This window comes from Myxococcales bacterium, from assembly GCA_023898405.1.
In the GTDB taxonomy this organism is placed as follows: Bacteria; Myxococcota; UBA727; order UBA727; family JABDBI01.
The window spans coordinates 1,906,904-1,919,291 of the sequence record CP060221.1 but is presented as its reverse complement, the minus strand read 5'-3'; the positions used below and the strand labels follow the sequence as shown (position 1 = coordinate 1,919,291).

Here is a 12,388-nt window from a genome sequence, read left to right as displayed (position 1 = left end):
AGCAGTTGACCAATAATTTTTTGGAATATTTTTTAGTGATTAATAAAATATCAAAAATGAGCCTACAAATTTCAGGTCATTTACATGCTGCTGTTGCTATAACATAAAGCTCGTGTTTAAATTTTTGAGTAACAGGTACCGTATGGCGCGCATTGCTTTTTTTGGCACTCCTGTTTTTGCATTGCCAGCATTAAAACAACTTCACAAATTTTGCCTAGAACATGGCCATGAACTATCGATGGTAGTAACTCAACCAGACAGACAACAAGGACGAGGGCAAAAACTTTCTCCTCCATCGGTAAAAATTTTGGCGACTAAACTTCATCTCCCTGTTTTTCAGCCAGCTTTTCTTAAAAAAAGTTCTTTAGAAGGTGAACAATTTTTTCAACACTTTCTTGCAGCTCATATAGATTTAGCTGTTGTTGTCGCTTACGGAAAAATAATTCCACAACGATTTTTGTCCTCCTCGCATTTGGGTTTTATAAATATTCATGGTTCATTACTGCCCAAATTCAGAGGAGCAGCTCCAATACAAAGGTCTTTGGAGTGTGGTGATCACAAAACAGGTGTGTGCCTAATGGATATGGTGCTTAAAATGGATGAAGGCGATATTATCGATGTCGCTCAAACACCCATCATTGCATCTGACACTTCAGAAACCTTGTTCCGTCGGCTTTCACATTTGGGCGCTCACCTTCTTTATCGCAGGATAGATGATATCCTTTCCCAAAAAATTCATAAAACCCCCCAAAATGATGACGAAGCTACCTATGCAGCTATGATCAAAAAGGAAGAAGGACTTTTGGATTTTTCTCAATCGGGACGCAACTTGGTTCTAAAAAGCCGCGCCTTTGATCCCTGGCCAGGCTCCTATGCTTTTCTTGATAAAAAAAGAATAAAATTCTTTGAAGCTTTTTTTATCGAAACCACCGTTCACCATGAACTCTCTCCTGGTACTATCATCGTCACTTCTCCTTTTTTAGGCGTAAAAACTGTTGATGGAATTTTATATTTTCAAAGAATTCAGCTGGAAGGAAAGAGTATTTTGCCCGCTAATAAGGCTTTGCAAAATTTAAATATCCAGCTCTGCCGTACAAAAATTGATTTTTAAAAATAAATTAATTTTTAAATTGCTTGGTTGTAGTCTTAAAGCTGTGACGTGTTATATTTCTCGAGGCAATAACCGCTTAACCTAAATGATTTGAGGTTTACATGACGGAAAGACTGCACCCCCAAACTCATGTGAATCCCAGTATTTGTCCAAAAAAACCTCAAGAGACTCCTGCCCCAAAAGCTCCAATCCCCAATCAAATTTTGTGCGATGACGCTATCTCGCTTATGAAAACATGGCCCAGTCAAAGCTTTGATGCATGTATTACTGACCCACCTTATAATATCGCCAAAAATCGCAAGGGCCTTAAGTGGGCTTTTTCAAACCATGTCACTATGCAAAGCGATTGGGATCGTTTTATCGACGAAGACTACGAAGCATTTACACTCGCATGGCTCAAAGAAGTCTGCCGAGTCGTGAAAAAAAATGGCAACATTTTTATTTTTGGCACCTACCACAATATTTATTTGATTGGAGCTATCGCACAGAAATTCGACTTAAGAATTGTCAACAGTATTATTTGGGCCAAACCAAATGCTCAACCAAACATTACGTGCCGTATGCTTACCGAAAGCACTGAGCAAATTATTTGGTTGTGCAACAACACAAGTAAAAAAGCTACTAAGTGGACTTTTAACTATCAAGAAGCAAAAAAACTCAACGAAGGAAAACAGATGAGGAATTTTTGGCACTTTCCTCTTACTCCTCCAAGTGAAAAAATATGCGGCAAACATCCTTCGCAAAAACCACTGAATCTGATGGAGCGTTTGGTTCTATTGGCCACTAACCCTAAAGATTTTGTGCTAGATTGCTTTGCAGGATCAGGATCAACACTCGTTGCTTGCAAAAAAAATCAACGCCGCTTTTTGGGTATAGAAAAAAACTCTGAATATTGCTCTATCTCCAGCGCGCGCCTGAAACTCATCGAATAATCATTTTAAGGCACAAAGTAAATCAAATAACCACTTAGGCATTTTTGTCCACGATCACGTATCATCCCTGCGCAAGCAGCGATCCAAATAGAGAGTCATACTTACTCTCTTAGTTTGGAGTAATTTACATTATTCATTTTAACTAGACAGCGAACTGTTCTTACTAATTTTCTATATTTATTTAGCAATTGTAAATATTTTTCTAACATGGATTAAAAACACAAATTTTTGGGATTTCCAAAATATCTCTAAGAATTCCATTTATGGCTAAGAAACTGTTAGACTTTTGAGCGTGCTGATTTATTGAAGAGTTAGAAAAAAACCTCATGAATATTTTTATCATACAACTTATTTTATTGGTGTTCCTATCCCTAACGCTATGGATTATTTCACTCAAGCTTAAAAAAGTAAGTATCATTGATATTTTTTGGCCTATTTTTTTTATTATTGCCAACCTAGCTGCTTGTATTATCTTGCACCCACCTCTCGGTTCTGCATTATTAGTAATGATTCCTGTTTGTGTTTGGGGAGTCCGCCTCTGCGTACACTTAGCCAAAAGAAACATAAAAAATTCTGAAGATATTCGTTACGTCAATCTCAAAAAAAAATATGGATCATTAAAAGAATCTTGGGCTTTATGGATAGTGTTTTTACCTCAAGCAATTCTGGCAAGTTTGATCAATTTTCCTCTGACAGTTGCTCTTATTCATGGACAAAAATTGGCATCAAAACCCATAGTAATATTCGGCATGAGTCTATTTGTCATAGGATTTTTATTTGAAACTATAGCTGATCTGCAACTTACAAACTTTTTAAAAAAACGCTCAGAAAAACAACAAATTATGAACAAAGGACTTTGGGCATGGTCACGTCATCCTAACTATTTTGGGGAATGTACATTGTGGTGGGGATTCTATTTTATAAGCGTTGGCATCAGTGAAAATATTTTTACGATTTTTTCTCCGATTTTAATAACATTCTTATTGTTGCGAGTAAGCGGAGTAACAATGCTTGATTCTGTTCTAAAAAAAACCAAACCCCGCTATACCGACTATATTAAAAACACAAGCGCCTTCTTTCCCTGGCCACCCAAAAGATAAATACACATTGATTTCACACACAAGTTTCAACAAACTATTTTAAAAATATTTTTTGACGAGCTTCGAAGTATTTTTAACAGTTAAAGCATTTCTGCCTCTTTTTCTACTTTGTAAAATTTAGCCATCAGATACTTTTAGATGAGCATATGGATATTTCTCCCAACCCAAGAGAATTTTTTTATTCACCATAGCTTCAGTTTTTTTTTGAATTGGCTTTTCCGTTAACGCTAAAGCTGTTGCAAGAGAACCAATAAAACTTCCCAAAACCAAAATGAGTTGTAATCTTGTGCAGGTTGTTCTTGGTTTAGTGGTCTGAAAAAGACTTAATTTTTCTTGATACAATTTATTCGATTCCTATTTTCACTATTAATCATTTTTATTCAAAGCAAAGTTTCTCCCCTAAATCAACACTAAAAACAAGCTTTATTTCTATCGATACTTTTTTGTAGTCGATCAAATAGTTTGTTAGAAGTTTTATCACGAGTTTCCTTAAAATTAATCATTGCATTTCAGATTCAATTTCGTGTTAAGAGTGATTTATTAAATTACTGACACGGGTGAATTATGGCAAGCAGACTGGTGGTTGAAAGAGTACCTCTAAAAACTCTTCAAAAACATCATCACAATTGGCTTAATACTTTTGGCGATCAAGAAACATTGATAGATGCTGTTGGAAATAGGCCTGGTTTTTTTGGAGCCAATCCAATCGCTTTTCTTTCTTTGGTTGCACGCAGACCCTCAATACAGCTTGGAGATCTTGATGAAGCCTTGGTGAACGACCGTACGCTTATTCGAGCTAGCGCCTTCCGTGGCTCGTTATTTCTTATCAATACACAAGACTACCCCATATATTTTAGAACCTTTAATCAGGGCCTTTTTCAAAGAGGATTACAAAAACTTGCAGATAATAAAATCAGCAAAAATCATCTCTATTATTTCGCCGATCTACTCCACACTGCTGATCCAAGTCTTCCTTTATCTATCCCTAACTTGATGGAAATTCTTTACGATGGGCGACGTGAAAGACCATCACAAGAATTAGCACAGCGCATAGTTCAAAAATTGTGCGACATGGGTGTCCTGATACGTGCGACAGCTAAAGGTTGGAAAGGCAATGATTTTAACTACGCCCTTTTTAAAAAATGGGTACCTGAAATTTCTATAAAACCTGATAATCCTGAAACAGCTCGAACAGAAACAATTCGTAAATATTTACGTGCCTACGGTCCGGCTTCTATAGAAGATATTTCATGGTGGACAGGACTATCCATTATTCAATGTCAAAGATCTGTTGGTCACCTTCGAAGAGAAGCAATAAGATTTCATATAGATACCTACCGCGACGATATGATCGGTCTTAAAGAAACGGTGGAGCTGTTAAGAAAAAAAAGCTCTCAACAAAATGAAATTCAACTGCTCCCTCCATGGGATCCATACACACTTGGATGGCGATGTCGCAAGCGTATTGCAGATAAAGAAGTTCTCCCATTCATTTACGATGCAAATGGTAATGCCACCAGTGTCATTGTTGACTGTGGCAAGGTTATTGGTCTGTGGCAATTTAGAGACAACGACTCTAGCATGCTCGAGTACCATATTTTTTCTCAGTACCGAGATAGAAAAAAAACAGCCATGCCTATAATTGAAGAGTGGGCTCAAAGTCTTACAAAGCTATCTGGCTCTTTGAATGCAAACATTATTGAACGAGCAATAGACGCTCCTCTCTGCGAACGCCCCGCTGGATCTTTTCTATGGCCTTTGGGGAAATATCTTTCAGCTAGCAAAACTCGTAAAGAAATAGTAAGTCCAATGGAACGCAGAACTTCCAATACTTTTCGGCAACGTTATCTTGATAATGAATTTTTAATTAGACCTAATGTTACACCAACCGAGCAAAATGAAGCTGATGTGGGAGCGTCGTAAATATCCATCGTCTCAAAAAATAATATTTGTGGGAAATTGAGTTTAGGAGTAATCACCAACTCAATTTTTTTATTTGAGACTATCTTTAAAAAGATTTGACCAAAAATTTATTGCCAACTAAAGGAAAAACAAACAAAAAAGTTGGCTAAAAATTTTCTACAAATTTAAAAACAATGGATTAAAAATGATTGAGAAAATTGCATTGTTGCTTAAACAAAAAAAACAAACTCTTTGTGTAGCAGAGAGTTGCACAGGTGGAGCTCTAGCTGCAAAAATTATTTCATTACCAACGGCATCAGAATTCTTTTTGGGCGGCGTTGTGGCATACTCGGAATCGGCAAAAATACATATTCTCAACGTTCCCCAATTGGTTCTAGAAAGTGAAGGAGCAGTCAGTCAAAAAACTGCGATTTTGATGGCGAGCTCAGCTCAGAAATTATTTGCAAGCACATGGGCTCTTTCAACTACAGGATTTGCTGGTCCAGGCGGCGGCACTTCCACTGAACCACTTGGTGCCCTGTGGATAGCCCTCGTCGGTCCAAAAACCACTATCACTGAACGATTTTTATTTCCTCAGCTTAAGAGAGAACAATTTGTTCAACAGGGAGTAAAGAGCGCTTTAGATATACTCTCTTTAGCTCTTTTAAGTTGACAAAAAATAAAAATCCAACTTTTTTTGATGACCTGGGAAATCATTTTTGCAACCTGGTAGTGTCGTCACATATAAGCTCTTAGTCTACTTTAGAAAAACTTAAAATAAACTCGCAATATTTACCTTCTTGAGAATTTACCGTGATGCGTCCCGACATAGTTGTCATCATCTTTCGACAATAATGAAGTCCTACTCCGCTTCCACCACTTCTTTTAGAAAATCCATGTTCAAAAACATGAGGCAAATCAGCCTCACATATTCCTTTAGCTGTATCGCAAAAATGTAAGTTTCTTTCTGTAGGAGATTCGGAAGTCCACATAATAATGCTTCCTTTTTTTTCACTCTGAATAAAAGTAAAAGCATTGCGCATCAAATTATAAAGAATGTGTACAACTAAATATCGATTGCCATAAAAATTAAAATCTTCAATGCCGTTGATATCGACTAAAGATCGTTCATTTTCTCGGAAACAATATTCATTTAAAGCAATATCAATGCATTCTTTCATAGAGCACACACTAAAGTGAGCATTCCAATCATTATCTTTGAGCTGCAACAGCAACATATCAATTATGTTAAGAGAACTTGCACAGATGTAGCGCATTCGCTCAGGAATACTCGCGACACTTTCTAAAGCCATTTGCGGAATCTTTTCGACCCTAAGACCTGCATTCCGAGCCTGCAAATAGCCATCTACCAAAACAGGCAACAAATTTTTTAAACCATTGGCTGAAACCTGAATAGAAGATAAAGGAGTACGCATTTCATGCGCGATAGTTCCACCTAGCGCTTTAAAAGTAATGAGCTTTTCCATTAGAACGAGTTCTTTATTGCGAGAAAAAAGCGCGCCTGCGCAGACCGATACTGCCACGGCATAGGCCATAATAGGAAAATTACCAATATTAATTTCAAATTGTCGAAGATCGCCAAACATCGCAAATGATAGTGCTGCAAAAAGTGCACCCAAAATAATTGTATAGATGTAGGTTTTCCAGTCCACTAGAATTCCCAAAATAAAAATAGTCAAAACTAGATCAATAACCCATTCGATTGCACATGAAGTAAACAGACACATTGTGATTGCAAAATATGGCAAACAAAAAAATAAAGTTACATGCCAATAAAGAGGAAGATACTTTAAAAATCGTCGAGCCCAAAAATCTTTAACCACTAAAATGAAACTAAAAATACTTGCTATAACGCGCAAGTAAACAATAAATTTTTGTGTCACTTCTCCAGAGGTATCAGCAAAAATAAAAGGCACAAAACATAAGTTAGCTATAGAAAACAAAACAAACATTGCATAAGGAGCTCCGAATACTTCTACCTTTTGGGCAGAACGCTCTACCAGATAAAAAAATCCTTGATGAATATGTGTTGCTCCATACTTTATTACAAAGGGAACAAGCTGAAAAAAAGATTTACTTCTGACAGTCGCTACACCATGTGAAGCTCGTTCTTTAAATTGATTTTTTCTCTCTATGAAATAATAAAACGAATAAACAAAAAAGTTAGTGGCTGTGCCTAAAACGATACTATCGATCCATAGCGTTTCATAAAAAAATAATTTTGAAATCAGAAATACCCCGAACCCACTTGATGCGCTCGCTATAAACCCGCTCTTACTTACATGCATACCTAAAATGTTGGCTATTAAAGGTATAGCAATACAAGGCAACCAACACGCATATGAAAGAATGCACAACTCAATAATATTAATAACACTAAGAGCCGCTCCCATGGCGACAATTCCAAGAGCAGCCATCACCCAAAATGATATTCGATACTCTTTAGCTTGACTCAATTTATTTTCATAGCAAGACAAAAGAATATCCTGACTGAGCAGTTTTTGTACCACCACCAATAAATATTGAGCAGTCGAAAGAATTACTGCGATGAGACTTGCAATAACAAGTGTCTGCACTCCCCAAGGAAGAGTTTTATTGATCAAGTAAATAAAAGCAGTGTCAGACTCGATACTTGGTTCTAAAACTAAAACAATTAAACCCAAAACGCCGATCATAAAGAAATAAGGAACACGCATCAAGGCAGAAATTAACAGGGATTTTTTTAATTGTGCGGCATCTTTGCCCATGAGGAAACGTATATTTAGGGCTGGAGGCATATTAGGAAGACAAAATACAAAAGCAACACCAAGCCAGCGAATCTGTTCATTCGTTTCTGGTATCAAGCTTAATTTTTGTGTTGGAAGCGAACTAAGCAAACCATAAAAACCGCCTACCATCTCAACACCAATAGTAAACGTTACCGGTATCACGATGACTAAAACACCAAACTGTATAATATCGCTTGTCTTGGCAATTTTTATACGTGCGCCTGTTGCATAAAGCATAACTATAACCGAGGTTACAATTACCCCAAGGCTATAAGGAATTTCTGTAAAATAATTGAGAATATGGCCAAGAGCTGCAATCTGCATAGCAAGATACATGCTGGCTTGCAAAACACCCGCAAGCCCCGTCAACAATTTTCCGGTCTTTCCATAAAAATTTGCAGCAATATCGCCAACAGTTGAATAGCGAGAAAGATTATGAATTCGGGGAACGATAAAGTAGGCCGTTAATATATCGCGAACAATAAAGGCTAGGCAGACGTATAAAAAAACTAAACCACAGCTATATATTCTCTCTATGACTCCCAACGTTGCGCCGCCGCCAATAAAGGTCGCAAAAATAGTAGCGACAGTCACAAATGTGGAAGTTAAATTTCCAGGTAGGCTCTCTTTTACCTCTACTTCTCTTATTCTAAAATTGTTTCTTAGTCCTGATATCAAGACTGCAGATACATAAAAGCTGATAACAAGTGTATCAAACATAGATTATGACTTTTCATCCAAGATGAGGCTCTCGCAAGAAAAATCAATAACTTACCATCTCATCATGACAAGATAGTGAAAAAATTTTCTCAGTATCTTTCTCGTAGATAAATATTACAAGCTAAGTTTTTTAATTTTCACTAGACGGCTCAAAAAACCTTACACAAGCGCAAGGCTAAAAACGATAGAATTGCCTTGTAAACACTATTGTTGCTTGGATAATTTTATTCTATAAGAGAATTTTTTTATATTTATAAAAGTTAAATTAAATGAGATTCTTTATTTAAAGGTTACCAAATGAGTTTTTTTATTTATTTATCTTTCTTCTTAATAGTTCACAGCGCTCAATCTTTTAGCTCCAACCACTTCTTCAATGATAAACAAGATGAAGCACTATTAATCCAGCGTTGGAATAATAAATTGAAGTTGTTTAATGATTCAGAAAGAGAAAATTTTATTCGTTTACACAATCTTCAGCATCAAAAGACTATCGATATGATCAGTTGTGAACAGTGCATGTCGACTTTCCAGATACGTGTGCGTAATATTTTATTTAATTCCCAAAAAACTCCTGATCGAGATAAAAGGACATGGTCGGAATTATTTTACTTTCGACCGGCACAAGAAAATGTCGAAGTAAAACCAAAGCCAATTTCTTATAAAATGTGGCTTAAATCAGGATGTAAGAAAGACCCATCATTATTTGACTCTGCCTTATTGTACGAGGGTGAACTTCTCGATTTTGTTACCTATTTTGGCGAAAAGATGTTTAGGATTGAGGCTCAGTTGAATTGGGAGTTTGTCGAAAATAAGCAAATTGATCAGCAATTTGCCATCTATGACAAGAAAAAACGTGACTATGACTTTTTTTGGATATGCGTAGATGTTCATAGGCGCATACCAACTTATCAGCCTCCAGCTTTTGAACCTTATATACCTCAAAATAATTCTACCTATATGCGTGGCAATGCCGATGCTACCCCTGCACAAATCAAAGAGAGCGAGTATTACTTAAAGCTTGCTATCGATGCTACGAGATGTTCAGCAGGTTTTGGTGAACCCACATGCCGTGTATATATTTCTTCCCAAAGCAGCCTTTGCAGCCGTTATGATTTGACAAAAAAACATTGCAATGCGCTGATAGATTACATCCAAAAAGGCAAATATTTTGGGCCTTGTAGACCATTTATCAATGATTGTTAAATTCTTGTAAAGCTATGAGAATAATCAGTGATAACTCGTTTGGAGACAGTATTATTTTATGATGTTTACGCTCTTTAAAAATCTTATATTTTTTCTATTCTTGGCAGTTTCTTCTTCTTGTTACGTGCCAAAAAATAAAATAGCTGATTTTCCCACGGGAATCTATTTTCATAGAATCAGTGCTGACAAACTTAGATATGAAGCAGCGTTTAGAAAATATCAAAGCGAAGATAGGCGAGTAAATGTGCAGTTAATCGGCGTAGATCATTTAGCTCTGCCTGAATTTTACCAGCGAGTATCCCGCAATATAAGCAAAAAAGTAGTTGTCTATGAACAATCTGGAGATGGCGCTGAAGATGAGAAAGAATTTTTGTCACGCTTAAATTCACTCAACCCGACTTATAAAAAACGCTATGAATTGATTGCTGGGCAAAAAAATGCCCTTGGTGTAGTCGGACAAAACACATCTTTGTCATACATGACTTCTGCAGAAAAAGTGTGTGGTGATATTCCTGCTTTTTCTCAAACAATCGATTATTCGCCATCCTTCATAATGTCCTACGTAGAATTTATAGCAAAAGAAACCATCAAGTCCGCAGGATTATCGTTGGCTAATGATGATGATTTAGATAAAAAACTAAAATTAGCTGTTCAAGTCTTAAACCAAAAAGAAACCAAAAAATTTATGAGCGAGAACTATCGAAAATCAGAAGAAGCATCGAGAAAATTGGTAGATAGTCTGATGGATTACCCTGATGAAATGGATTGGCCCAGATTTTCACGTGAACGAACATATATAATGCGCAATAATAAAATCAATCTAGTGCTCAAAGATTTATGGTCGCGTAAAGGCCAATTGGATATTGCTGTTGTGTATGGTGCTGGCCATTTACCTGCAGTGGCAGATTTTTTGAGGGAAAATAATTTTAAAGCTATTGCAGAAGAATGGGTTTTAGCCGCAAAATTAGTGCCATAAAGCACATGCGACTGTTCTTATGGTTCCGATAGAAAAATAATTTTGTTTGGAAACTTTAGAGAACCATTTCAGCAATCGGCTTTTTTTCGCAAATGCCTAAACCAATTTTTCATACTTAAATTAAAAACACTCCTTAACAGCTTAAAAAGTTAGGTAAATTATACTAAATAAGTGTTTTCTATGAAAAAACAGTGATTGCAAAAATAAAACAATTCCTCTGGGCACTTTCCTTTGGGCACTTTCCTTATTGAATTTTTAATCTAGCATTAACTCAAGCTGCTACAGCGTTAAGCACAAATTTCTCACCAGAATCTCGCAGGGATTTTGTTCTGGTTTGTTTTGCCTGAATAAGAATAATTTGAGCGGGCAAAGAGAAAAAACTATGCCGAAAGAACAAGCGAAGCCCTTGGAGCAATTTATGTTGGACGCTGTATAATGAGCTTAGCTTTATGATGTGACTTTTTATAGTCAAGGGTTAAATATGGATTCATTATCAACTGAAGTAACTTATGTGCTGCTTATTTTTACACTTTTTGTGGTGCCCCATTTTTTTCACCGCTATAAAATTCCTGCTGCAATCATCACTTTTTTATTGGGTGTTTTAGCAACCGTCACCGGAATTTTTCAACTTGATACCACCACTTCATTGCTAGCCACTATCGGTATCAGTGCATTATTTTTATTTGCTGGAATGGAAGTAGAATTTGATATAGTCAAAAAACACACCAAAATATTGGCACAGCATTTATTTTTTTGGGGAGCTCTCCTGGCCTTGGTTACCTGGGGCATCCATCATCTTTTTGATTTAGCCATTCGCCCATCTATCATCTGTTCACTGGCTTTGCTCACACCATCAACAGGCTTCATCATTGAATCACTTGAAGGTTATCGCTTAAATAATGATCAAAATTTCATGGTTAAATTATTAGCCATTGGTACAGAAATTATTGCATTGTTGGTGATGTTCATTGCGCTTCAATCAGAATCAGCAGAAATGCTGAGCTTATCCATATTGGCAATGATTGGAATCGTTGCAGCAATGCCGTTTCTATTTTTGCTCTTTGCACGCCTTGTACTTCCACATGCGCCCAACGCAGATTTTGCTTTCTATCTGATGCTTGCTGTTATTGCAGGATTTCTTACCAAAAAAATTGGCGCTTACTATCTTATCGGAGCTTTTATTGTTGGAATTGCTGCTCGCCGATTTGAAAGCCTTTTCCCAAGCCGTGATACCGAAATTACTCTACAATCTCTAAGACTCTTCTCAACTTTTTTTGTACCCTTTTATTTTTTTAAAGCAGGTATGAGCTTAGAGCTCACCTCATTTACCTGGATGTCACTTCTTTTGGGTATAGCTTTTTTTGTTGTAATGATGCCATTGCGAGTAGGCTTAATCATGATGCGAAGCTCTAATTTCTTTAAGATTCCCCGTCAAGAAATGATGCCAATCGCTCTTTCGCTTCTCCCAACTTTAGTATTCGGGCTCGTGCTTGTAGACATCTTAAACAAAAGATTCAATCTAAATATTGAAATAATCAATGCTCTTATGATTTACACAATCCTTGGTTCAATAGTGCCAAGATTTTTTATCAAATCTACAGAAGCATTAAAGAAAATTTTCTAAGCTCCGAAACACGAAATAAAAATGACAACAT

10 protein-coding genes are annotated in these 12,388 nt (G+C 36.5%); 8 read left to right on the top strand and 2 right to left on the bottom strand.

The window, feature by feature from the left end:
- Positions 1-142 precede the first annotated feature (142 nt).
- The 3 genes from H6731_08725 (at position 143) to H6731_08715 (ending at position 3,143) form a co-directional block, all read left to right on the top strand.
- Positions 143-1,111: a methionyl-tRNA formyltransferase gene (locus H6731_08725; GenBank protein ID USN50336.1), complete on the top strand. Its 969-nt coding sequence runs from the start codon at positions 143-145 to the stop codon at positions 1,109-1,111.
- Between the two features lie 101 nt (positions 1,112-1,212).
- Positions 1,213-2,043 (top strand): site-specific DNA-methyltransferase, encoded by an 831-nt coding sequence (locus H6731_08720; protein USN50335.1) that lies wholly within the window; start codon positions 1,213-1,215, stop codon positions 2,041-2,043.
- A 326-nt stretch (positions 2,044-2,369) separates the two neighbouring features.
- Positions 2,370-3,143 (top strand): DUF1295 domain-containing protein, encoded by a 774-nt coding sequence (locus H6731_08715; GenBank protein ID USN50334.1) that lies wholly within the window; start codon positions 2,370-2,372, stop codon positions 3,141-3,143.
- A gap of 117 nt (positions 3,144-3,260) precedes the next feature.
- Here the strand turns inward: H6731_08715 and H6731_08710 are convergent, their stop codons facing one another.
- Complete coding sequence (locus tag H6731_08710; GenBank protein ID USN50333.1) at positions 3,261-3,485, bottom strand: hypothetical protein; 225 nt, start codon at positions 3,483-3,485, stop codon at positions 3,261-3,263.
- Between the two features lie 222 nt (positions 3,486-3,707).
- On the opposite strand from H6731_08710, the gene H6731_08705 reads away from it, so the two are divergent.
- Together H6731_08705 and H6731_08700 are read left to right on the top strand one after the other, a co-directional pair.
- The gene (locus H6731_08705; GenBank protein ID USN50332.1) at positions 3,708-5,066 is read left to right on the top strand and encodes a winged helix DNA-binding domain-containing protein; all 1,359 of its coding nucleotides are present in this window, start codon (positions 3,708-3,710) and stop codon (positions 5,064-5,066) included.
- Positions 5,067-5,250: 184 nt separating this feature from the next.
- Positions 5,251-5,718 carry a CinA family protein gene (locus H6731_08700; GenBank protein ID USN50331.1) on the top strand — a complete coding sequence of 156 codons (468 nt, stop codon included), beginning with the start codon at positions 5,251-5,253 and terminating at the stop codon, positions 5,716-5,718.
- Positions 5,719-5,797: 79 nt separating this feature from the next.
- On the opposite strand, the gene H6731_08695 is transcribed toward H6731_08700, so the two are convergent.
- Complete coding sequence (locus H6731_08695) at positions 5,798-8,554, bottom strand: hypothetical protein (protein USN50330.1); 2,757 nt, start codon at positions 8,552-8,554, stop codon at positions 5,798-5,800.
- A gap of 297 nt (positions 8,555-8,851) precedes the next feature.
- Here H6731_08695 and H6731_08690 point away from each other — a divergent pair, with 297 nt between their 5' ends.
- The 3 genes from H6731_08690 (at position 8,852) to H6731_08680 (ending at position 12,357) form a co-directional block, all read left to right on the top strand.
- Entirely contained in the window at positions 8,852-9,757 is a 906-nt protein-coding gene (locus H6731_08690; GenBank protein USN50329.1) for a hypothetical protein, read from the top strand.
- Positions 9,758-9,815: 58 nt separating this feature from the next.
- Positions 9,816-10,733, top strand: coding sequence for a hypothetical protein (locus H6731_08685; protein ID USN50328.1), 918 nt, complete (start codon positions 9,816-9,818; stop codon positions 10,731-10,733).
- Between the two features lie 481 nt (positions 10,734-11,214).
- Positions 11,215-12,357, top strand: coding sequence for a cation:proton antiporter (locus H6731_08680; protein USN50327.1), 1,143 nt, complete (start codon positions 11,215-11,217; stop codon positions 12,355-12,357).
- Positions 12,358-12,388 lie beyond the last annotated feature (31 nt).

Coding starts and splice junctions, on each gene's coding strand:
- H6731_08720 (USN50335.1), top strand. CDS start 1,213: ATGACGGAAAGACTGCACCCCCAAACTCATGTGAATCCCAGTATTTGT.
- H6731_08700 (USN50331.1), top strand. CDS start 5,251: ATGATTGAGAAAATTGCATTGTTGCTTAAACAAAAAAAACAAACTCTT.
- H6731_08685 (USN50328.1), top strand. CDS start 9,816: ATGATGTTTACGCTCTTTAAAAATCTTATATTTTTTCTATTCTTGGCA.
- H6731_08715 (USN50334.1), top strand. CDS start 2,370: ATGAATATTTTTATCATACAACTTATTTTATTGGTGTTCCTATCCCTA.
- H6731_08690 (USN50329.1), top strand. CDS start 8,852: ATGAGTTTTTTTATTTATTTATCTTTCTTCTTAATAGTTCACAGCGCT.
- H6731_08705 (USN50332.1), top strand. CDS start 3,708: ATGGCAAGCAGACTGGTGGTTGAAAGAGTACCTCTAAAAACTCTTCAA.
- H6731_08695 (USN50330.1), bottom strand. CDS start 8,554: ATGTTTGATACACTTGTTATCAGCTTTTATGTATCTGCAGTCTTGATA.
- H6731_08725 (USN50336.1), top strand. CDS start 143: ATGGCGCGCATTGCTTTTTTTGGCACTCCTGTTTTTGCATTGCCAGCA.
- H6731_08680 (USN50327.1), top strand. CDS start 11,215: ATGGATTCATTATCAACTGAAGTAACTTATGTGCTGCTTATTTTTACA.